This window comes from Luxibacter massiliensis (genome assembly GCF_900604355.1).
Taxonomy (GTDB): Bacteria; Bacillota; Clostridia; order Lachnospirales; family Lachnospiraceae; genus Luxibacter; species Luxibacter massiliensis.
This window is the reverse complement of record NZ_UWOE01000001.1, coordinates 633273-654965: the sequence shown is the minus strand read 5'-3', so window position 1 is coordinate 654965 and position 21693 is coordinate 633273. Positions and strand designations below refer to the sequence as shown.

The 21693-nt window shown below is 45.1% G+C and carries 21 protein-coding genes; 2 read left to right on the top strand and 19 right to left on the bottom strand.

Annotated elements, in window-relative coordinates:
- Window positions 1-211 precede the first annotated feature (211 nt).
- From groL to EFA47_RS03195, 7 genes are all read right to left on the bottom strand, one after another.
- Window positions 212-1837, bottom strand: coding sequence for a chaperonin GroEL (gene groL, locus EFA47_RS03225; protein WP_122641986.1), 1626 nt, complete (start codon window positions 1835-1837; stop codon window positions 212-214).
- A 70-nt stretch (window positions 1838-1907) separates the two neighbouring features.
- Complete coding sequence (locus EFA47_RS03220; RefSeq protein ID WP_122641985.1) at window positions 1908-2192, bottom strand: co-chaperone GroES; 285 nt, start codon at window positions 2190-2192, stop codon at window positions 1908-1910.
- Window positions 2193-2346: 154 nt separating this feature from the next.
- Entirely contained in the window at window positions 2347-2673 is a 327-nt protein-coding gene (locus tag EFA47_RS03215) for a hypothetical protein (RefSeq protein ID WP_122641984.1), read from the bottom strand.
- 216 nt (window positions 2674-2889) lie between these two features.
- Window positions 2890-3669 (bottom strand): GTP-sensing pleiotropic transcriptional regulator CodY, encoded by a 780-nt coding sequence (codY, locus tag EFA47_RS03210; protein ID WP_122641983.1) that lies wholly within the window; start codon window positions 3667-3669, stop codon window positions 2890-2892.
- A 96-nt stretch (window positions 3670-3765) separates the two neighbouring features.
- The gene (gene topA / locus EFA47_RS03205; RefSeq protein ID WP_122641982.1) at window positions 3766-5838 is read right to left on the bottom strand and encodes a type I DNA topoisomerase; all 2073 of its coding nucleotides are present in this window, start codon (window positions 5836-5838) and stop codon (window positions 3766-3768) included.
- Between the two features lie 44 nt (window positions 5839-5882).
- On the bottom strand, window positions 5883-6965 hold the full coding sequence (gene dprA, locus EFA47_RS03200) for a DNA-processing protein DprA (protein WP_122641981.1): 1083 nt from the start codon (window positions 6963-6965) through the stop codon (window positions 5883-5885).
- A gap of 3 nt (window positions 6966-6968) precedes the next feature.
- Window positions 6969-8501: a YifB family Mg chelatase-like AAA ATPase gene (locus tag EFA47_RS03195; RefSeq protein ID WP_122641980.1), complete on the bottom strand. Its 1533-nt coding sequence runs from the start codon at window positions 8499-8501 to the stop codon at window positions 6969-6971.
- Between the two features lie 293 nt (window positions 8502-8794).
- On the opposite strand from EFA47_RS03195, the gene sigK reads away from it, so the two are divergent.
- Window positions 8795-9412, top strand: coding sequence for an RNA polymerase sporulation sigma factor SigK (gene sigK / locus EFA47_RS03190; RefSeq protein WP_122641979.1), 618 nt, complete (start codon window positions 8795-8797; stop codon window positions 9410-9412).
- A gap of 209 nt (window positions 9413-9621) precedes the next feature.
- Here sigK and EFA47_RS03185 read toward each other — a convergent pair whose 3' ends face one another.
- From EFA47_RS03185 to mtaB, 9 genes are all read right to left on the bottom strand, one after another.
- Window positions 9622-10983 (bottom strand): alanine/glycine:cation symporter family protein, encoded by a 1362-nt coding sequence (locus EFA47_RS03185; RefSeq protein ID WP_122641978.1) that lies wholly within the window; start codon window positions 10981-10983, stop codon window positions 9622-9624.
- A 214-nt stretch (window positions 10984-11197) separates the two neighbouring features.
- Window positions 11198-12442 carry a peptidase U32 family protein gene (locus EFA47_RS03180; RefSeq protein ID WP_122641977.1) on the bottom strand — a complete coding sequence of 415 codons (1245 nt, stop codon included), beginning with the start codon at window positions 12440-12442 and terminating at the stop codon, window positions 11198-11200.
- Window positions 12426-13151, bottom strand: a complete 726-nt coding sequence (locus EFA47_RS03175) for an O-methyltransferase (RefSeq protein WP_122641976.1) — start codon at window positions 13149-13151, stop codon at window positions 12426-12428. Before EFA47_RS03175 ends, EFA47_RS03180 begins: the two co-directional genes overlap by 17 nt.
- A gap of 2 nt (window positions 13152-13153) precedes the next feature.
- Complete coding sequence (locus tag EFA47_RS03170; protein ID WP_122641975.1) at window positions 13154-14824, bottom strand: ribonuclease J; 1671 nt, start codon at window positions 14822-14824, stop codon at window positions 13154-13156.
- A 93-nt stretch (window positions 14825-14917) separates the two neighbouring features.
- A complete protein-coding gene (locus EFA47_RS03165) occupies window positions 14918-15385 on the bottom strand; it encodes a Fur family transcriptional regulator (RefSeq protein ID WP_122644389.1) in 468 nt (155 codons plus the stop codon).
- Between the two features lie 171 nt (window positions 15386-15556).
- Window positions 15557-15817, bottom strand: coding sequence for a DUF1292 domain-containing protein (locus EFA47_RS03160; RefSeq protein WP_122641974.1), 261 nt, complete (start codon window positions 15815-15817; stop codon window positions 15557-15559).
- Window positions 15818-15881: 64 nt separating this feature from the next.
- On the bottom strand, window positions 15882-16346 hold the full coding sequence (gene ruvX, locus EFA47_RS03155; protein ID WP_122644388.1) for a Holliday junction resolvase RuvX: 465 nt from the start codon (window positions 16344-16346) through the stop codon (window positions 15882-15884).
- Between the two features lie 5 nt (window positions 16347-16351).
- On the bottom strand, window positions 16352-16615 hold the full coding sequence (locus EFA47_RS03150) for an IreB family regulatory phosphoprotein (RefSeq protein WP_009267897.1): 264 nt from the start codon (window positions 16613-16615) through the stop codon (window positions 16352-16354).
- A 115-nt stretch (window positions 16616-16730) separates the two neighbouring features.
- A complete protein-coding gene (mtaB, locus tag EFA47_RS03145; protein ID WP_122641973.1) occupies window positions 16731-18062 on the bottom strand; it encodes a tRNA (N(6)-L-threonylcarbamoyladenosine(37)-C(2))-methylthiotransferase MtaB in 1332 nt (443 codons plus the stop codon).
- Between the two features lie 120 nt (window positions 18063-18182).
- On the opposite strand from mtaB, the gene EFA47_RS03140 reads away from it, so the two are divergent.
- Window positions 18183-18419, top strand: a complete 237-nt coding sequence (locus EFA47_RS03140; protein WP_122641972.1) for an HPr family phosphocarrier protein — start codon at window positions 18183-18185, stop codon at window positions 18417-18419.
- 44 nt (window positions 18420-18463) lie between these two features.
- Here the strand turns inward: EFA47_RS03140 and thiI are convergent, their stop codons facing one another.
- The 3 genes from thiI to EFA47_RS03125 all read right to left on the bottom strand — a co-directional run bounded on the left by thiI (window position 18464) and on the right by EFA47_RS03125 (window position 21674).
- Window positions 18464-19645: a tRNA uracil 4-sulfurtransferase ThiI gene (thiI, locus tag EFA47_RS03135; RefSeq protein WP_122641971.1), complete on the bottom strand. Its 1182-nt coding sequence runs from the start codon at window positions 19643-19645 to the stop codon at window positions 18464-18466.
- 69 nt (window positions 19646-19714) lie between these two features.
- Window positions 19715-20872 (bottom strand): cysteine desulfurase family protein, encoded by a 1158-nt coding sequence (locus tag EFA47_RS03130; RefSeq protein WP_122641970.1) that lies wholly within the window; start codon window positions 20870-20872, stop codon window positions 19715-19717.
- Window positions 20873-20936: 64 nt separating this feature from the next.
- Window positions 20937-21674 (bottom strand): 16S rRNA (uracil(1498)-N(3))-methyltransferase, encoded by a 738-nt coding sequence (locus EFA47_RS03125; RefSeq protein ID WP_122641969.1) that lies wholly within the window; start codon window positions 21672-21674, stop codon window positions 20937-20939.
- Window positions 21675-21693: the final 19 nt, after the last annotated feature.

Sequence of the window (21693 nt, the reverse complement as noted above, 5' to 3'; positions counted from 1 at the left end):
GGACTGTGAATTCAGTATTGATTTATTTTAAACCCCATTATTAAGTTATGCTTATAAGTAGTCCGTTTATATCAATTTTGTAATAAACTCTTACTGAAACAGAAGATATAACAACTCTCCAAAATGATTATCTCTTGGCACAGGCATTCCTGCTATGCAAAAAAGAGGATACGGCAGCCATACTGATTACCGTATCCTCTTTCGTATTAAATTACATCATTCCCATTCCACCTGCGCCGCCTGCTGGCATAGCTGGTGTATCTTCCTTAATTGTAGCAACCACAGACTCTGTAGTCAGCAGTGTAGAAGCCACACTAGTCGCATTCTGCAATGCGCTCCTTGTCACCTTTGCAGGATCCAGGATTCCTTCTTTTACCATATCTACATATTCTTCTTTATAAGCATCGAACCCAACTCCTGGTTCAGCTTCTCTTACTTTATTAATAATAACCGCACCTTCCAGGCCAGCATTTGTTGCTATATGGTACAGAGGTGCCTCCAGGGCTTTCAGAAGGATCTTCGCTCCTGTTTTCTCATCCCCTTCCAGAGAATCAGCAAGGGCAACAACCTCTTTTGCAGCATGGATATATGCGGAACCGCCTCCAGCAATGATGCCTTCCTCTACAGCAGCTCTTGTAGCATTCAGGGCATCTTCCATACGCAGCTTGGCTTCCTTCATCTCTGTCTCTGTGGCAGCCCCTACACGGATAACTGCTACGCCGCCTGCCAGCTTAGCCAGCCTCTCCTGTAACTTTTCTTTATCAAATTCAGATGTTGTCTCTTCAATGGCCTTTTTAATCTGGGAAACTCTGTCCTCAATTGCCTTCTTCTCGCCATATCCATCTACGATTACTGTATTTTCTTTCTGGACTTTAACAGATTTTGCACGTCCTAACTGCTCCATGTTTGCTTCCTTCAGATCCATCCCCAATTCTTCAGAAATCACCTGGCCGCCTGTCAGAATCGCAATATCCTGCAGCATCTCTTTCCTTCTGTCACCATATCCAGGAGCCTTTACAGCCACCACATTAAATACACCGCGCAGCTTATTGACAATCAAAGTTGTGAGGGCTTCTCCTTCAATATCCTCAGCAACAATCAGGAGCCTTGCGCCTGCCTGCATTACCTGCTCAAGGAGAGGAAGAATATCTTGGATATTGGAGATCTTCTTATCTGTAATCAGGATATATGGTTCTTCCAGGTTTGCTTCCATCTTATCCATATCTGTAGCCATATAAGCAGAAATATATCCGCGGTCAAACTGCATACCTTCTACCAGATCCAACTCTGTAAGCATTGTCTTAGACTCTTCGATGGTAATAACTCCGTCGTTGGAAACTTTCTCCATGGCATCTGCCACCATCTGCCCTACAGACTCATCTCCAGATGATACAGCTGCGACTCTGGCAATCTGCTCTTTATCCTTTACTTTGCTGCTCATCTTTGCAATTGCCTCAACGGCAGCATCTGTTGCTTTCTTCATACCCTTGCGCAGTACAATCGGATTCGCGCCTGCTTCCAGGTTTTTCATCCCTTCATGCACCATAGCCTGTGCCAGCACTGTAGCTGTTGTCGTGCCGTCTCCGGCAACATCATTTGTCTTGGAAGCCACTTCTTTTATTAACTGTGCCCCCATGTTCTCAAATCCATCCTCCAGCTCAATCTCTTTCGCGATTGTCACGCCGTCGTTTGTGATAAGCGGTGAACCAAAAGATTTATCCAGTACTACGTTCCTTCCTTTTGGCCCTAATGTCACTCTTACTGTATCAGCCAGCTGGTTTACACCTTTCTCCAATGCTGCCCTGGCTTCTGTCCCGTATTTAATTTCCTTTGCCATGTCTAATCACTCCTCTTTTTATACTTATTCTTTTCAAGCTCTGCCGGAATACTCCTTATCCGGATCCTCTTTACTCAACAACTGCCAAAATATCACTCTGCTTAACGATGATATATTCCTGTCCCTCAAGCTCAACCTCTGTGCCTGCGTATTTGGAGTATATTACTTTATCACCGTTTTTCACCTGCATAACTACTTCTTTACCATCTATATTTCCACCAGGCCCCACTGCAATTACTTCTGCCTCCTGTGGCTTTTCCTTCGCCTGCCCTGGCAGGATAATACCTGACTTTGTAGTTTCTTCTGCTTCTAATTGTTTTAAGACAATCTTGTCACCTAATGGTACTAATTTCATAGTAATTCCTCCTTAATCTTTACTTGTTATTAGCACTCATTTCTTCTGAGTGCTAACCTCATGAATATAAAATAGCACTCTGCTTCCATTTTGTCAACAGAGTTTTTTCAATTTTATATTTAGTTTATAAACACTTTGGCACCTATATGATGCATTATTTCCTCTTCACAGGTTTTTTTACACCTGGCACGCTGTAAAATCCATTTTCAATTTTCATCACAAGCATATTGCCATTCTCAGACTGGTAGCGCTCCTTTATAACTCCATTGCAGTAGAGCAGCTCTTTTTTGGAAGAAATATAGCACTGGTATTTTGCATCCAGTGAAATGGCCGTCATATCCTCCTCTTTAAGCTGTAGGTATATATAATCCTCTTCCAGGTCATACCTGAACACCTGGCAATGATGTGTGGCATCATCAAATATCCCGTCTGTGGAAATCACTTTTTCCATCTGCAAATCTACCCGGTTCCCTTCGTACATATTTCCTGCCTCCTATCTTATGTTCATCACGGTTATACCCCTATGGCTTCCGCCATTTACCATAAAAAGAACCACCGCAAAATGTGAAATTCAACCAGATATGAGGTAAAATGTATTCGGATAACCCCACTGTATCTTGTATGAAAAATCCATTCTGCGGCAGTCCCTTCTCCAATCCATGCCCTTTAACGGACTTTATTTTATTATGGAACCTGCCTACAGCCGCTCCTTCTTAATCCTGTCCAACTCAGTAAACACATAATCATTGAGCACTTTAATATAAGTTCCCTTCATCCCAGAAGAACGGGACTCTATGACGCCAGCGCTTTCAAACTTCCTAAGTGCATTTACGATTACTGACCTGGTAATTCCCACCCTATCTGCAATCTTACTTGCCACAAGTATCCCTTCCGTACCATCCAGCTCCTCAAAGATATGGACAATGGCTTCCAGTTCTGAAAAAGAGAGGGTGCTGATAGCAGACTGCACAATCTGTTCTTTCCTCGTCTCCTCAGCGCTCTCCTCATTCACAGACCGCAGCATCTCAAGTCCCACCACTGCAGTGCCGTACTCACTCAGTATAATATCATCAATCTCATATACTGAATCCTGTTTATAAATGAAAAGTGTCCCAAGCCGCTCCCCTGCTATATCAATAGGTGTAATAATGGCCTGATATCCCTTCACCGCATCCTGCGAAAAGCCAAGGGTTTCTAAATTTACATTCTCCTTCGTAGAAAGTATGCTCAGCAGCCGCTCATTCAACATATTGTCGATATGAGATCCTACAGATTCAGCAATTAATTCCCCTATGCCATCTACCTGGCTGCATTTACTTACCCCCAGAATCTTTCCCTTCTTACTCACTACCAGAACATTCGAATCCAGTATTTCCGTAAGGACAGCACAAATATCATTAAAAACCACCTTGCTGGAATTATTGTTGTGGAGTAATTTGTTGATCTTTCTTGTCTTATCCAATAACTGTACGCTCATAGATTTCCTCCGCATCTAATTGTCTATACAACTCTCTCTAAACGACCCGATATATTTATGCTATCATACAAATCCCGAAATTTCAACGTCATTTCCTCAGTTTTTTTTCAGATTTCGGACATATCCACACTTTTCATCTGCACAAACCAGTTTATTCCCCTTTTCTACCATATAGTTGCCGCACTCTGGACATTTCTCCTTTGACGGCTTTTGCCAGGACATAAACTCACAATCAGGATTATCCTCACAACCGTAATATTTACGTCCCTTCTTTGTTTTCCTGATAACAACCTCTTTGCCACATAGCGGGCAAGGTACCCCTATTTTTTCGAGATACGGCTTTGTATTTTTACATTCAGGAAAACCAGGGCATGCAAGAAACCTGCCATGAGGCCCATACTTGATAACCATATTGCGGCCGCACTCCTCACAGATAACATCTGTCACTTCATCTTCAATCTTTACACTTTCCAACTCCTTCTCAGCGATCTTGACCGCCTCGTCCAGATCTGGATAAAAATTCCTGATCACCTCTTTCCAGGGAACCTTCCCCTCCTCAACCATATCCAAGAGCCCTTCCATATTTGCCGTAAAATTCTCATCTACAATGCTGGGAAATGACTGTTTCATAATATTATTTACAACCTCTCCAATTTCTGTCATGTAGAGGTTTTTAGCTTCCTTGGTCACATAACGCCTGCCCAGAATGATCGAGATCGTGGGCGCATAGGTACTCGGCCTCCCGATTCCCAGCTCTTCCAGAGTTTTTACCAAGGTTGCCTCAGTATAGTGGGCCGGTGGCTGGGTAAAATGCTGTTTCGTATCAAAAGCCTCTTTTTCCAGCCTGGAATCCATGGAAAGTCCATTCACCAGTACGTTGCTCTCTTCTTTTTCTTCCTCAGCTTCTGTGTATACACAGCGGAACCCGTCAAACACAACTTTTGAGGTAGACACCGTAAAACGGTACTCGCCGGCGCCTATCTTGACAGAAATAGTTTCATACTTTGCCGGCTGCATCCTGCTTGCCGCAAAACGTTTCCAAATAAGCTGATACAGACGGAGCTGATCCCTGGAAAGGGAGTCTTTCAATGACGCGGGGGTCCTGGCCAAGTCAGTCGGGCGGATAGCCTCATGGGCATCCTGAATCTTCTGCTCTGCCTTTTTGGCCTTTACACCTGCCGCCACGTAATTATCTCCATAGTTTTCTGCAATATACTGCCTTGCATTGGCATCTGCCTCCTCTGAAATACGGGTGGAGTCTGTACGCAGATACGTGATGACACCAACTGTCCCATTCCCTTTAATATCAATCCCTTCATAGAGCTGCTGTGCAATCCGCATGGTTTTCTGGGTACCGAAGTTCAAGGCCTTGGCAGCTTCCTGCTGCAGGGTGCTGGTTGTAAAGGGCAAAGGGGCCTTACGTATGCGCTCCCCCTTCCTGATATCTGTAATCTTATATTCCTCGTTTTCGATCTCCCGGAGAATCTTTTCCAACTCTTCTTTTGAGCCGATCGTAACTTTCTTTTTGTCCGTCCCATAAAACTTTGCAGTCAGGGGCCGCCTCTCCCCTTTCACCTTTAAAATGGCGTCTAATGACCAGTATTCTTCAGGTATAAACGCATTAATCTCTTCCTCCCGGTCGGCAATCAGACGCAGGGCCACAGACTGGACCCGCCCTGCACTCAGTCCCCTCTTAACCTTTGCCCAGAGCACGGGACTGATCCTATAACCCACGGCCCTGTCCAGGACGCGGCGGGCTTGCTGGGCATCTACCAGGTTCATATCTATATTTCTAGGCGCCTTTAAAGATGCCTTCACTGCATTTTTTGTAATCTCATTAAAAGTGATACGGCGCATTTTCTTTTCATCTAATTTCAGGGCCGTAGCCAGATGCCAGGATATTGCCTCCCCCTCCCGGTCAGGGTCAGTTGCCAGAAAGACTTTATCTGCTTTTTTTGCCTCCTTCCGCAGATTAGCCAGGATATCCCCTTTTCCTCTGATGGTAATATATTTGGGTTCATAATCATGCTCCACATCTATGCCTAGCTGGCTCTTTGGCAGATCCCTTACGTGTCCGTTAGATGCCGCGACTGAATAACTACTCCCCAGAAACTTTTTGATTGTTTTCACCTTGGCAGGTGACTCCACGATAACCAAATAATGCGCCATAAAACTTCATTCCTCCAATTGGCTTGTATGCCTCTCTCTTCTTGCTATTTAATCTTTATATAATAATTCTTAGAAATTTCTTTAATATACCCCTGTATTTCCAAAGAAACCAGGAGTGCTGTCACCTTTTCTGCCGGGAGGGCAGTCTCCTCTAAAAGCTGGCTAATGTTCTTCGGATACAAATCAAGTCGACTATACACCATATTTTCGGGACTTTCAAGCACTTTTTTATTTTTATCCTTTTTTGTGTCCATAGAAATCCAGGAAACCCCAAGCTCCTCCAGCAGCATTTCAGGAGATAAGAGGATACCTGCCCCCTGCCGGATGAGCTGGTTGCACCCTTCACTTAAGCTGCTGTTTATGGGCCCAGGAAGGGCATATACATCGCGCCCCTGTTCCAGCGCCATGTCCGCTGTAATCAAAGAACCACTTTTCTTTCTCGCTTCCATAATTAAGACCACATCTGCCAAGCCGCTGATGATCCGGTTTCTTCTGGGGAAATTTTGAGCCAATGGAGCTGTCCCCGGAGGGAATTCCGACAAAATTCCACCCCCTTGTTCTAAAATATCAACATACAATCCAATATGTTCCCTTGGGTAGCAGACATCTGTGCCGCATCCTAATACTGCAAATGTGTCCCCTTTGGCCATCAGTGCCCCTCTCTGCCCTGCACCGTCGATCCCCCTCGCCAGGCCGCTAATAATTCCAACCCCGTGACGGGCCAGCTCCTCCCCAAAATGTACCGCGTATTTCTCCCCATAAGGCGTACAGTTCCTAGCGCCCACTATAGCAATGGTCTTTCTCTCCCCGGCGGGGAGCCTCCCTTTCACATAAAGTGCATAAGGCGGATCATCTATGTCTGCAAGCCGGCCTGGGAATTCCTGTAAGAACCAGGGGATAAACTTAATTTCCTTTTTATTCAGCTCTTCAAAATCCCTGTCTAAACTGCCAATGTTCCTTGCATGTATGATTGCACCGATCTCTTTTTCACTGAGGATCTTTGATTTCCTTAATCTTGTTTCTTCTATATAATATATACATTTACCCGATCCAAATTCTTTTCTCAATACATATTTTTTCCGGTCAGATAATTGTTTAACACAGGCGAACCAGTACTCATATCGCATCCTCTATCTCCCCCAATATTTTTTATCCATAGTACGATAACCAATAGCCTCCTGGATATGCTCCTCCTGGATCCTGCCAGCGCCTTCCAGGTCCGCAATTGTCCTCGCTGTCTTCAGTATCTTATAGTAGGTCCTTGCTGTCAGTCCCAGCGCCGTAAATGCCTGCTTTAACAGCCTATTCTCTGACGGACCAAGTTCACAGTACATTTCCAATTCTTTTCCACCCAGCATAGAATTTGTAAGAATCTCCGTCCCCCTATATCTTCTGTTCTGAATTTCCCTTGCCATACATACTCTGTCCCTGATTGCTGCTGAACTTTCTCCTGTCCTTTTGCTTAACAGCACTTCATACTTTACTTGGGGCGCCTCCACACAGATATCGATTCTGTCCAAGAATGGCTGGCTTATTCTCCCAAGATAGCTTTGAATCTGCAAGGGCGTGCAGATACATTTGTTCATATCGGGATAACAGCCGCAGGGACAGGGGTTCATGGCGCCTACAAGCATGAAATTGGCGGGATAGGCATATATCCCATGAGTCCGGGTAATCCGTATTTTATGCTCTTCTAAAGGCTGCCTCAACACCTCCAGCACCTCCCTGCGGAACTCAGGGAGTTCGTCTAAAAACAACACGCCGCCATGGGCCAGGCTGATCTCTCCCGGCGATGGGATTAAGCCTCCCCCTACCAATGCGGCCTTAGTCGCCGTGTGATGGACACTTCTAAAGGGCCTCCTTCCAATCAGGGGACTGTCCCCATCCAGCATTCCCATAATACTGTATATCTTCGTTATTTCCATACTTTCCTCTGCTTCCATGGGGGGCAGAATCCCAGGAATCCTCTTGGCAGTCATAGATTTCCCGCTTCCAGGGGGGCCAATCAGCAATAAATTATGGCCCCCGGCAACCGCTACCTCCGCCGCCCTTTTCACCGCTTCCTGGCCCTGGATATCATTAAAATCCAGCTGGGTGCAGGCTGGGGCCTTCCCTGCACAACCCTGCCTCCTCTTCCCTTCCAGGTGTAAGGCGCCTGTCAAAAATGCATATACCTGGCCAAGATTTCTGACCCCGATCACCCCAATGCCGTCCACCAACGCCCCCTCTGCAGCATTCGCTTCTGGAACAAGGCACTTTTGGAATCCCGCGTCTCTTGCCGCCATCACAACAGGCAGGATCCCAGGCACCTTCTGCACACAGCCGTCAAGTCCTAACTCCCCGATTATCAGCATACCCTCCACACTCTGCGCGCTTATAAGCCCCAGAGATATGAGAATTGCCGCTGCAATGGGCAAGTCAAAAGCCGCTCCCCGCTTCTTCACCGTAGCAGGGGAAAGATTAATAACAGTTCTCTTGGCAGGATATTCTAAACCCGAATTACGTATGGCTGTGCGTACCCTTTCTGCAGCCTCCTTTACCTCGGATGATAAATACCCCACCATCTGAAAGGCCGGGAGTCCGTTGCTGACATCCGCTTCCACATGGACAAAGTCCACCTCCAACCCCTGAAGGGATGCAGATATTACTGCGCTGAAACTCATTCACACACTCCTTCCCTATTAAAATGTCTACTGCATATGTCATGTGAATACTGGCCGAAATGGCCGAAAATTGATTTAGCAAAGAAGAATTCTTTGTCTGACAGATACATCATATCCTACCGTTTCAGGTATGTCAATTAGCTTTCACATAAAACGGTTATAAAAATTATGAAAAAATAATAAAGTACCATCCTATAATTCTGCCCTGCTCCTTTGTCCTTCTTTCATGTGGAAAAGCACAATTTTAACAATCCTCACATAGACTATATCAAATGTGCTAAGAGGTGCTGTTCTTGAAATCATTTCCAAATCCCCTCACCCCAGCAGAAGAAAAATACTACATGCAAAAATATACAGAGGGCGACCTTGAGGCAAAACATGTTCTGATCGAACGAAATCTGCGGCTCGTTGCACATGTTATTAAAAAATATCAATATCTGGATGAAGATCCTGAAGATTTGATCTCTATTGGAACTATCGGCCTAATAAAAGCAGTTGTGACCTTTAACCCGGACAAAGGCAACCGTCTTGCAGCCTATGCTTCCAAATGTGTGGAGAACGAAATTTTAATGTACCTTCGGGCCAAGAAGAAAACAAACAAAGAAATTTCCCTATATGAACCTATAGGTACGGACAGAGAAGGGAATGAAATCAAACTCTATGATATCATAGAGACTGATGAGGCAGATGTCCCCGAAAAAATTCATCTCAAAGAAAATATCCAAAAACTTTATGAAAAAGTAGAGACAGAACTTTCCCAACGTGAAAAGTTGGTACTTAAAATGAGATATGGCCTATATAATGGGGAAGAATATACGCAGCGGGAGATTGCCAGACAACTCGGAATCTCTCGCTCCTATGTGTCACGGATTGAGAAAAGCGCCGTAGAAAAACTTAGAGAGTTCTTCTGATCTCCCTATAAACCTAAAAATATACCCTCAGCTTACGAGAAAACATATTTCTTATGCCGCCGGCAGGAACCGAATTTTAATTCAACATGCCGTAACATAATGTCCTCTTGTAAACTAAGGGTATAAGTCCCTCCAGATACCACAGCTTCTCCCATAGGACATGATATCTGGAAGGGATTCTTCAAATCTTTTCAGCCTCCACGGACTTCTTATTTTTTCTTAACATTCTTAAAATAATCCGTATGTACCTGCTTGATTGTCTTGCTTAAGAAGAACAGGCCGATAATATTCGGAATTACCATCATGGAGTTGAAGCAGTCCGCCATATTCCATACAAGGTCAACTTGTGCAAGTGATCCAAGGACCACACAAACTGCAACCAGCACAGAATAAATTTTTACTGCCTTAGGGCCAAATAAATATTTAATATTTGCCTGCCCAAAGAAGTACCAGCCTATAATTGTTGAAAAAGCAAAGAAGAACATACAAATAGCTATAAAAATGTCTCCTCCTTTTCCGTATAAAGTTGAAAAGGCATATTGGCTCAGCTCTGCACCTGTAAGTCCTGTTGGGATAGATTTTGTTGTAATAATAACCAGGGCAGTCAGATTAAGAACCACAAATGTGTCGATAAACACGCCTGTCATTGCCACAAATCCCTGCTCAACCGGATGCTTTACCTTGGCAACTGCATGGGCATGGGGTGTGGATCCCATACCTGCTTCATTAGAAAAGAGTCCCCTCGCAACCCCCTTTGTGAGCGCTAATTTCACTGTGGCGCCTACCGCACCGCCGGTAATTGCAGATGGATTAAATGCACCGACAACAATTGAATAGAATGCATAAGGGATATTTTTATAATTATAAAAGATAACAATCAATGAGCCAATGATATAAAATGCGGCCATAACCGGTACAATCAACTCTGTAACCTTTGCAATTCTCTTCATGCCGCCCATAAATACAAATAAGGCGATGACTGCGACCGCGATTCCCGTAACTACCTGAGGGATACCAAAAGCTGTATAGAAGGATGCAGCTATGGAGTTGGACTGAACTGCATTGCCCATAAATCCAAGGGCAAATATAAGCAGTACCGCAAAGATGCCCGCCAGGATTTTTCCGAATGTCCCCTGGAACGCCGCACGGATATAATATACCGGGCCGCCTGTCACTTCTCCATCTTTTCCGACCTGTTTATATTTTTGTGCCATCAATGCCTCTGCGTAGATCGTTGCCATTCCAAGGAAAGCTGCAACCCACATCCAGAAGATGGCCCCAGGTCCGCCAATGGCTATCGCCGTAGCCGCACCTGCTATATTGCCTGTGCCTACCTGTGCTGCAATGGCCGTTGCAAGCGCCTGAAAAGAGGACATGCCGTCAGCCCCAGCCTCACCTTTCTTGCTGAACAGTCCCCCGAAGGTTCTTCTCATACCTTCTCCGAATCCCCGGACCTGAATGAATCCCAACCGGATCGTAAACCACACGCCACCTCCCAGCAAAGCAATGATCAGAATATAATCTGCCAGATAATGCTGAATTGTCAAAACTATTTCGTTTAATTTATCCACGCTGTATCCTCCTTTATTGATGTTTTGAATAAAATAATTGGATGTATCTATCATAACATTTCTATAATTTTTAATCAATATTTATCAAGTTTTTATATTATCTTTATGTATTTTTCATAAATTTTCTTTTATTTCTTAAATAAGCACAAAAAAAGGAAACAGCAAAATCCTTTATTTTACGCTGTTTCCTCTTCCTTACTAAATCTTTATTTGGTCAAATTGCCAAATTTTTATCAATCTCTTGTCTTCTCAGTATATCATATTTCTCCGGTTTCTCACTGAATCCCACATATAAGACCTGCTTGGGATGGGGCGCACTTTCCTGAGATACACCCTCCTCGTTCAAAATCTTGAGTACTTCTGTCGCTATATTGTCTCCGTTTGGCTTCATGATTTCAATACATTCGCCCACAGAAAATTTATTTTTCTGCTCGATCTTATATAGGCCGTCCTTTTCTCCCTCTATAATACCCAGGTACGTATACTCTTTCACATAAGTATTACTATCATATATCTGCGTTGTCTCATCGGATTTCCCAAAGAAGAACCCTGTCGTAAACTGCCTGTATGTGCAGTTGGAAATCTGGTCCAGATACCAGGGCATGTTCCTTTTGTACAGCTTTGGATCCCTCCTATAATCATCAATCGCTTTTCGGTAGGTCCTGGCCACCGTGGCCACATATAGGGCCGTTTTCATACGTCCTTCTATTTTCAGGCTGTCGATCCCTGCCTCTAAAAGTTCAGGAATATGCCCAATCATACAAAGATCTTTGGAGTTAAAAATATATGTCCCTCTTTCATTCTCATATACAGGCATATATTCCCCCGGCCTAGTCTCCTCCACCACCGCATATTTCCACCTGCAGGGGTGCGTACAAGCGCCTTGGTTTGCATCCCGCCCTGTAAAATAATTGCTGAGCAGGCATCTGCCTGAGTAGGAAATGCACATGGCCCCATGGACAAATGTCTCAATTTCCAGATCCTCAGGAATATGGGCCCTTATCTTTCGGATCTCCTCCATAGAAAGCTCCCTGGCAGTAACGACCCGGCTGGCCCCCTGCCTGTACCAGAAATTATAGGCTCCGTAATTCGTATTATTTGCCTGGGTGCTGATATGCCTTTCAATCTCCGGGCATACTTCCTTTGCTATATCAAACACACCAGGATCTGCTATGATCAATCCGTCCGGCTTAATCACCCTTAGTTCCTGGAAATAGGACTTTACCCCTTCCAGGTCACTGTTATGGGCTATAATATTAGCCGTAACATATACTTTAACCCCATGTGCATGGGCAAATGCAATCCCTTCTTCCATATCCTCCCTGGAAAAATTTTTTGCCTTTGCCCTCAGTCCAAATGCCTCGCCCCCTATATACACCGCATCGGCGCCAAATATCACTGCTGTTTTTAATACCTCCAGGCTGCTGGCCGGAATTAACAGCTCAGGATGTCTCTTCATTTTTATTCTCCTCTATTTTATCCACATCTGTATTAAGATCCAGGCGCCCGGCATCTGCCGGATCCCCTTTTCTTCTTGTACTCACAGCAACCCCATCCCCCAGCGGCAGGATGGCTGTCACCAGGCCTTCTGTGTGCTTCAGCTGATAAAGATATTCTCTCATGCGGCTGTGGATTGTTCTATTCCTGCGCTCCACCGCAAAGCGGGATTCTATAATATCTCCGTCCTGGAGTACATTGTCAGACACCAAGGTTCCTCCGGGGGTTAAAACCCTCATGGCCTCTGGCAGGTAATGGATGTATTGTCCCTTAGCCGCATCCATAAAAATGAAATCATAACTTCCCTGAAGGCCTTTCAGCACTTCCAGGGCATCTCCCTCTATCAGCGTAATCTGCCCTTCCTTCCCAGCCCGGCTGAAATTATTACGGGCAATGGGAATCCTTTTATTATAATTCTCAATCGTTGTTATGGTGCACCCTTCCGGTGCATATTCACTCATCAATAACGCAGAGAAACCTACGGCAGTCCCCACTTCGAGTATGCGCATAGGTTTTTGTATTGTCAAAAGCACTTTAAGAAAGCTCTGCATTTCTTTTCGTATGATCGGCACAAAGGCCTCAAGAGCCTCTCTCTCTATTGCCTCCAATATTCGGCTGTTCTCTGTCTCCATTGAATTGATGAATGTAATAATACGCTCATCTACTATCATACTTATACATCCACATCCATGATAATCGGAATAACCATGGGCCGTCTCTTTGTTTTCTTCCAGATATAGTCGTTCATTGTATCCCGGATCACCAGCTTAATTTTATTCCAGTCTGCATATCTGTTAGAGAGACATTTCTCCAATGCGTCAGACACCACTTTCCGTGCCTCTTCCATCAAACCTTCAGATTCCCGCACATAGACAAATCCCCTGGATACGATATCAGGCCCCGCCAGCAGGCGGTTCGTCCCTTTTTCCAATGTCAGTACTACAATCAGTATTCCATCCTCTGCCAGATGCTGCCTGTCCCTGAGGACAATATTGCCCACATCTCCGACTCCCAACCCATCAACAAGAATTGCCCCTGTGTGGACTTTGTCTACGATCTTGGCCTCCTGTTCACTGATTTCAATTACATCCCCTGACTGAATAATAAAGATATTCTCCTTGGGTATCCCCAATGACTGGGCGATGCCTGCATTGGCCTTCAGATGGCGGTATTCACCGTGGACTGGGATAGCATATTTCGGTTTTACCAGGGAGTAAATCAGCTTCAGTTCTTCCTGGCAGGCATGGCCTGATACGTGGGCATCCTGGAAAATAACATTGGCCCCCTTGGCAGACAATTCATTGATAACACGGGATACCGATTTTTCATTCCCCGGAATCGGATTAGAGCTAAAAATAATTGTATCGTTAGGCTGTATAGTCACCTTGCGGTGTACATCTGCCGCCATCCTGGACAGCGCCGCCATAGACTCTCCCTGGCTTCCGGTTGTAATTAAAACCATCTTCTCAGGGGGATAATTTTTCATCTGGTCGATCTCGATTAATGTATTCTCGGGCACATCCAGATATCCCAGCTCTGACGCCGTAGATATGATGTTCACCATACTCCGGCCTTCCACAACCACTTTACGCCCGTATTTATATGCAGAGTTAATCACCTGCTGTACACGGTCCACATTAGACGCAAATGTGGCAATGATAATCCTGGTATTCTGATGCTCTGCAAATATATGGTCAAAGGTAATCCCCACTGTTCTCTCTGACTGCGTAAAACCTCTGCGCTCTGCATTCGTGCTGTCCGACATCAGGGCAAGCACACCTTTTTTTCCAATCTCTGCAAACCGCTGCAGGTCAATAGCATCTCCAAATACCGGCGTATAGTCTACCTTAAAGTCTCCTGTGTGCACCACAATCCCTGCCGGGGAATAAATTGCCAGTGCCGATGCGTCCTGAATACTGTGGTTTGTCTTAATAAATTCAATTCTGAATTTACCAAGGTTAATCGATTGCCCATGGCGCACTACTTTCCTCTTTGTGCTGCGCAAAAGGTTATGCTCCTTGAGCTTGTTCTCAATAATCCCCATAGTCAGTTTAGTCGTATATATGGGAAGGTTAAGCTCCTTGAGCACATAGGGCAGCGCCCCTATATGGTCTTCGTGGCCATGTGTAATCACAAATCCCTTAACTTTTTGGATATTATCCTTTAAATATGTGACATCTGGTATGACTAAATCAATGCCAAGCATATCATCCTCCGGGAAGGCTAATCCGCAGTCTACTACGATAATACTGTCCTCAAATTCAAAGGCCGTAATATTCATGCCAATCTGCTCTAAACCTCCAAGAGGGATAATTTTTAATTTTCCACTATTCTCTTTTTTCAATAATTTTACACCTCCATGTTTTATGTACCTGTTTTTCGGGCATGAAAAAAACAGCAAGCTTATGCTTACATGATCGCAACATACTGGGACAGATTATTCGCCTTTACGCAGACATTCCTTGCATTGTCCGTAAAATTTCAGCTCATGGTCCAGCACATGAAAACCTGCATCCTCCTCAATATGCTTCTCCAGCTCATCCAGAAGGTCATCCTCAAAAGGAAAGACACTTCCGCATGTCCTGCATATCAAATGATGATGGTTGTGCTTTGTATCACCTTCAAATAAATGTCCGATCTCATATCTGACACATCCATCATCCAAGTTAATGCGGTCCACCAACTGCATTTCAAGGAGAAGCGGCAAAGTGCGGTAGACAGTGGCCAAACCAATTTCAGGGTAATCCGCCCTGATCAGCTCATATATATCTTCTGCTGTCATATGTCTGCCGCTGTGCCCTGCCAACGTCTGCAGCACAAGCAGCCTCTGCTGTGTTACTTTTAATCCCTTTTCTCTTAACTTAACCTTCAGCAGTTCCTGCACTTTTTCCTGTCTCATTGCCATACTCCAATTCATTTACAGCGAACAATTTATTTTAAACATTCTTGTTTTTCCTGCGAAACAATGAGCCAAGCAGACATGCCTGCATTTAGATTTGCTGCTGCAAAAACCAGATGCCTGCACCTACTTAACTGCAAATTTAACGCCCCTTTGCATTACAGCGGGGTATGGGACTTACATTTCAATATCAATATCCTCCAGCAGCTCTTCAAATACTTTAGATACTGCCAGAAGCTCTGTATCATCCTCTACGGCTTCATATATGCTCTCTGTATCGTCATCCGGGCATATGTCCTTCAAAATAAGGCATTCTGCGTCATCTTCTTCTGAGTCTGTCACCAGTATGTATACAGCGCCATTAATCTTTGTCTGCTCCAGCACAAAAAAATCTACTGTCTCACCGGTATCTTCAAAAGTAAACTCAATCTTCTCCATTTAAACTATCCCCTTACTGCAGCCAGCCATCTTCCCTATACCAGCCGGAATATGGCATCCGTAATTATCCCAGTAACAAATCTCCCTGCTTCTCATCCCTTTTCTTACTATTGTACACTGAATCCAAATATCCCTGCAGTATAAATACTGCAGCAATTTTGTCAATATACTGCTTCCTGTTTTCCCGCCTTACGTTGCTTTCAATTAAGGTCCGCTCTGCCTCAACAGTGGTCAGGCGTTCATCCCACATAATTACTTCCAGCCCTGTCCTTTGTATCAGCTTTTCTTTAAACTCGAGAGTTCTCTCTGCACGTTCCCCAATGTCGTTATTCATATGCTTGGGAAATCCAAGCACAATCTTTCCCACCTCATACTGTGAAATCAATTCCTCAATACGGGCCAGAGTCCGGCGGAGCTTGTTCTCCTCTTTTCTCTGGATCGTCTCCACTGCCTGGGCCGTAAGCCCCAGCGCGTCGCTGACGGCAACCCCCACAGTCTTTGTCCCATAATCCAGTCCCATAATCCGCATATTTATTATTCCCACGAATTATGCTGGATATACGCCTTCAAAAGTTCCTCCACCAGTTCATCCCTCTCAACCTTCATCACAAGGCTCCTGGCCCCGTTATAACTTGTAATATAAGTCGGGTCGCCGGACATAATATAGCCGACAATCTGATTCACCGGATTATACCCCTTTTCTTTCAATGCCTTAAACACAATTTCCAGAATATCCTTCGCAGAAATCTGTGGCCCCGGCTCTACCTGAAAGAACTGAGTGTTGCTTAAATCGCTCATTTCTTATCCTCCGTTTGTGTCTCATGTTAAAAAGTGTTGTCCCCATCTACAATAAAAAATCTGGCAGAAAAGCCAAATATCCTATTTACAATTTTAATATAAACCTTGCCAAAATTCAATGAATAATTTGTAAATCACTTTCAATTTGAACTTTTACGATACTATTTTGGAGATTTTCAGTTCCTTCTAGTGCAATTTTCATATATTCCTTTGTATGTCCCACCTGCACCTTCTTTCCGCAAAGCGTTGCCTCCTCCTCAATGAGTACCTCCACCTCTTTCCCAATAAAACCTGCTTCATACCGGCTTCTCTGCCTCTTATTCAGTTCAAGGAGAACCTCGCTTCTGGCAGCCTTCACCGACTCCGGCACCTGCCGTTCCATCTGGGCGGCCTTTGTCCCCTGACGTTTGGAATACTTAAACACATGAGTCTCATAGAATCCCACCTTCTCTATAAATGCCCTTGATTTCTGGAACTCCTCCTCAGTCTCCCCGGGGAACCCTACGATTACATCCGTTGTCAATGCAGGGTTGGCAAAATATTTTCTCAGGAGCTGGCATTTCTCATAATAATCATCGCTGGTATATCTGCGGTTCATCCTATGAAGCGTCGCATCACACCCGCTCTGGAGAGACAGATGAAAATGAGGGCAAAGTTTATCCAGGGTGGCGGCTGTCCTGACAAACTCTTCTGTCATGATTCTGGGTTCCAGGGAACCCAGCCTGATTCTTTTGATGCCTTCCACCTGATGGACGGCCTGGATCAGGGAGAGGAGATCTTCTTTCTGTTCAAAGTCAATCCCATATGAGCTCAGATGGATGCCTGTCAACACAACTTCCTGATAACCATTTTGGGCCAATGCCCTCACCTCGTCTACCACATCCGCCTTGCCCCGGCTCCTGACCCTGCCCCGTGCAAATGGTATAATGCAGTACGAGCAGAATTGGTTGCATCCATCCTGCACCTTAATATAAACTCTCGTATGGCTTCCTGTCCTGGATAGTTTCAGTCCCTCATACTCTTTCTCACATCCAATATCCAGAAGTTCACGCCTGCACCCCTTTGGGACAGCGCTGCCTTCTGCCCCTATTGCAGCCTGCTTTTTAGCCTGGTAATCCTCAAGGACAGACAAAAGCTCCTGTTTTTTATTGTTGCCTATGATAATATCTATACAAGGGTCTGTCTCCTGCTCCTCCTTGCGCGCCTGTACATAGCACCCAGCCGCCACCACAACTGCCTGTGGATTCAGCTTCCTGGCTCTGTGCAGCATCTGCCTGGACTTACGGTCCGCTATATTTGTCACAGTGCAGGTGTTAATGATATAGATATCCGCCCCTTCCATAAACGGAACGATCTCGTACCCTGCATTCTCCAGCATTTCCTGCATGGCTTCCAGCTCATACGCATTTACTTTACAGCCTAAGTTATGCAGTGCAACCTTCTTCATAAATTTATTCTCCTATTCCCTTGATTTTCCTTCTTTGTTCCTTGACTTTTAAACATTCATCTCGTAGAATATACATAGGCAACGGCCGACAAACGTATATTATTAAGGAGGGATTACACAATGAAAACCGTTCAGATTTCTTTAAATTCTATCGACAAAGTAAAATCATTTGTAAATGAAATCACAAAATTTGATAATGATTTTGATTTAGTATCTGGAAGATATGTGATAGATGCCAAATCAATCATGGGCATATTCAGTCTGGATTTATCTAAGCCAATCGAATTGAACATCCACGCTGAAGGAAATGTGACAGACGAAATTCTGAGTGCATTAGATTCATATATCATCAAATAATCGTACATCTAAGCAGGAATAGCTGTCTCACAGGGGGAGGCAGCTTATTTTATTTTCAGTATCTCTGTCGTCTCAATGGCCGATCTCATAAGTTCATCAATCTTCTCTTCTAAATTTTTCTCTGACTTCTCTATCCGTTCCAGATTGGGCTTCGTAACCGGATGCTTAGCCACAAATATAGTACAGCAGTCCTCAAATGGCTGGATCGATGTCTCGTACGTATCAATCTTTTCTGCAATGGCCACAATCTCCCGTTTGTCCAATCCGATCAAAGGCCGGTACACTGGCAGCGTGCACACTGCATTAGTCGCCGCCAGGCTCTGCATAGTCTGGCTGGCCACCTGGCCAATGCTCTCACCGGTAATCAGGCCAAGACATCCATTTTCCTCCGCAAAATGTTCAGCTATTTTCATCATATAACGGCGCATGATGATTGTCAGTTCTTCATGGGGGCACTTTTCGTAAATATAAAGCTGGATGTCCGTAAAATTCACCACATGAAGCTGGATGGGCCCTGCATATTTTGACACAAGCCTGGCCAGTTCAACCACTTTCTCTTTTGCCCGCTGGCTTGTATAGGGCGGTGCATGAAAATAGGTCGCATAAATCCCCACTCCGCGCTTTGACACCATATAGCCTGCCACTGGACTGTCTATCCCTCCTGACAGAAGCAGCATGGCGCTTCCGTTAGTCCCAACAGGCATCCCGCCCGGCCCTGGAATAATTTCTGAATACAGATAAATCTCTTCCCGCACTTCCACATTCAGGCGGATATCCGGGTTGTGGACATCTACTTTCATATCGGGGAATGCATCCAGTATGATCCCGCCAAGCTCACAGTTAATTTCCATAGATGTGAGGGGATACTGCTTCCTGCTTCTTCTCGCTTCCACCTTAAAAGTCTGGTTCCCCTGGGGATACACTTCCCTCATATATGACAGGACATCCTGGGCAAGCTGATCAAACCCATTGTCCTTAACCCGGACAACCGGGCATATTCCCACAATCCCGAATACCCTCTTCAGGCTCTCAATGGTTTCCTCATAATCATACTCGCCCTCACAGTCCACGTATACTCTTCCCTGCGCCTTGTGGACATAAAAACTTCCATCCACTGCCTCCAGGGCAAACCGTATCTGACGCACAAGGGCATCCTCAAATAAATACCTGTTTTTTCCCTTTATCCCAATTTCTCCATACTTAATCAAAAATGAATGAAACTTCATCCTCAGTCTCCTTTGTGTAATCGTTCCCCGGCTTAGCCGGGGACTCACTTTATATGATTATTGTTCATTTTACCGTCTGGTATATTTTCTCAGCATTGGAACACAATTATATAACGTCTCCAGAGTATAGTCAATTTCTTCTTTCGTGGTAAATTCCGACATACTAAATCTCAAGGTAGCATCCAGATATTCCTTCGGCGCCCCAATCCCCTTTAAAACCCCGCTGACTGACGGGTGATTAGAAGCACAGGCTGAACCTGATGACACATAAATCCCTTTTTCCTCCAGCGCGTGGAGCAATACCTCGCTGCGCACGCCTGCAATCCCCACACTTACAATATGGGGGGCGCTGTTCTCATCCGTCATGCCGTGTACAGCCGTATTTTCGATTCCTGCTATACCTTCCAGGAAATATGCTTTTAGTTCCCGCATCAAAGCAGTTTTCACATTCAAATCCTGGTATATCATCTGGGCAGCCAAGCCAAGTCCCGCAATGCCAGGGACATTTTCTGTCCCGGAACGGATATTTTTCTGCTGCTCCCCCCCAAAGACAATCGGTTTAATCTTAACTTTCTCATTGATATATAGAAAGCCGGTCCCTTTAGGGCCGTGGATCTTATGGCCGCTTGCCGTGAGCATATCAATCCCCTGCCGCTTTGGATAGATAAAGTATTTTCCAAAACCTTGGACCGCATCCGTGTGGAATAAAATAGACGGGTTATATTGTTTCACGATCTGGGCGGCCTCATCCACAGGCTGGACGGACCCAACCTCATTGTTCACATACATAATAGATACAAGTATAGTCTCGCTGCAGAGCGCTTCCTCCAGAGCTTTCAGTTTTAAGCGCCCTTTAGCGTCAACCGGCAGATAGCTGACCCGGAACCCTTCCTCTGCCTCCAGATATCTCATAGTATTTAAAACAGCCGGATGTTCGATAGCTGTCGTAATCAAGTGGTTTCCACTGCGCCGGTTCGCCCTGGCGGCCCCGATTAAGGCAAGGTTGTCGCTCTCAGTCCCCCCTGAAGTATAAAATATTTCTTTTGGGTTTACCTTCAGGATTCTGGACAGCCGTTCCTTTGAATCTCTGATATAATGCTCCGCTTCCACGCCTTTTTTGTGCATAGAAGATGGATTGCCATAATCCCGGCACATGACTTTATAAACTAAATCCCCAACTTCAGGATAACATCTGGTTGTCGCTGAATTATCTAAATATACTTCCATCTTAAACTTCCTTTGTCATTTCTTATTATTAAACTATGCCTGTAAAGCGGTGAATGTTCAATCTCTAGCTCTCCAGATGATACATCAGGACAGATAATACTGCCAATCCCGCTGTCTCAGTCCTGAGAATTCTCCTCCCCAAGGTGACAGCCTCTGCCCCCCGGCTGACAGCCGCCCCCACTTCTTCATCCTCGAACCCACCCTCAGGCCCTATGAACACAGCCACTGATTGGCCTGGTTCAAGACCCTGGATAATCCGCCTGGTCTTTTCCATTCCTTCCGCCATCTCATAGGGAATCAACACCACATCTATATCTCCAGCATAGTCCACCGCCTCTTGAAATGACATAACCGGCTTCACCAAAGGCACGGCCTTCCTGCCCGACTGTTTGGCAGCACTGAGGGCAATGGCATTCCACCTTTCGGTCTTTTTCTCCGCCTTTTTCTGGTCCAGCCTCACCACACAGCGCCTTGTGGCCACAGGTATGATCTGGTAAACCCCCAATTCCACCGCTTTCTGTACAATCCATTCCATCTTGTCCCCTTTAGGAAGTCCCTGGAAGAGATAAATCCTGCTCTTAAGTTCTGTCTCTCTCTGGGAAACAGACTCAATATCCAGCAGCACTCTCTCACCGTCGTACTTGCTGATCCTGCAGATATATTCATGTCCCCCTCCGTCGCTGACACCCACCATCTCTCCCGGTTTCATACGGAGCACATTTTTCATATGGTTTACATCCGGCCCATCCATATATATCCCATGTTCCTGTATATTGGCAGGCTCTGTGAAGAAGTGACGCATAAACTAAACTCCTTTACTC

Bases quoted from the DNA above. Each gene is read 5' to 3' on its own strand.
- thiI (WP_122641971.1), bottom strand. From the start codon at position 19,645: ATGAAGTTTCATTCATTTTTGATTAAGTATGGAGAAATTGGGATAAAG.
- EFA47_RS03195 (WP_122641980.1), bottom strand. From the start codon at position 8,501: ATGAGTTTCAGCGCAGTAATATCTGCATCCCTTCAGGGGTTGGAGGTG.
- EFA47_RS03165 (WP_122644389.1), bottom strand. From the start codon at position 15,385: ATGGCAATGAGACAGGAAAAAGTGCAGGAACTGCTGAAGGTTAAGTTA.
- dprA (WP_122641981.1), bottom strand. From the start codon at position 6,965: ATGCGATATGAGTACTGGTTCGCCTGTGTTAAACAATTATCTGACCGG.
- EFA47_RS03160 (WP_122641974.1), bottom strand. From the start codon at position 15,817: ATGGAGAAGATTGAGTTTACTTTTGAAGATACCGGTGAGACAGTAGAT.
- EFA47_RS03125 (WP_122641969.1), bottom strand. From the start codon at position 21,674: ATGCGTCACTTCTTCACAGAGCCTGCCAATATACAGGAACATGGGATA.
- EFA47_RS03175 (WP_122641976.1), bottom strand. From the start codon at position 13,151: ATGATAGTAGATGAGCGTATTATTACATTCATCAATTCAATGGAGACA.
- groL (WP_122641986.1), bottom strand. From the start codon at position 1,837: ATGGCAAAGGAAATTAAATACGGGACAGAAGCCAGGGCAGCATTGGAG.
- EFA47_RS03180 (WP_122641977.1), bottom strand. From the start codon at position 12,442: ATGAAGAGACATCCTGAGCTGTTAATTCCGGCCAGCAGCCTGGAGGTA.
- EFA47_RS03130 (WP_122641970.1), bottom strand. From the start codon at position 20,872: ATGGAAGTATATTTAGATAATTCAGCGACAACCAGATGTTATCCTGAA.
- mtaB (WP_122641973.1), bottom strand. From the start codon at position 18,062: ATGAAGAAGGTTGCACTGCATAACTTAGGCTGTAAAGTAAATGCGTAT.
- EFA47_RS03220 (WP_122641985.1), bottom strand. From the start codon at position 2,192: ATGAAATTAGTACCATTAGGTGACAAGATTGTCTTAAAACAATTAGAA.
- codY (WP_122641983.1), bottom strand. From the start codon at position 3,669: ATGAGCGTACAGTTATTGGATAAGACAAGAAAGATCAACAAATTACTC.
- EFA47_RS03140 (WP_122641972.1), top strand. From the start codon at position 18,183: ATGAAAACCGTTCAGATTTCTTTAAATTCTATCGACAAAGTAAAATCA.
- EFA47_RS03215 (WP_122641984.1), bottom strand. From the start codon at position 2,673: ATGTACGAAGGGAACCGGGTAGATTTGCAGATGGAAAAAGTGATTTCC.
- ruvX (WP_122644388.1), bottom strand. From the start codon at position 16,346: ATGCGGATTATGGGACTGGATTATGGGACAAAGACTGTGGGGGTTGCC.
- topA (WP_122641982.1), bottom strand. From the start codon at position 5,838: ATGGCGCATTATTTGGTTATCGTGGAGTCACCTGCCAAGGTGAAAACA.
- EFA47_RS03150 (WP_009267897.1), bottom strand. From the start codon at position 16,615: ATGAGCGATTTAAGCAACACTCAGTTCTTTCAGGTAGAGCCGGGGCCA.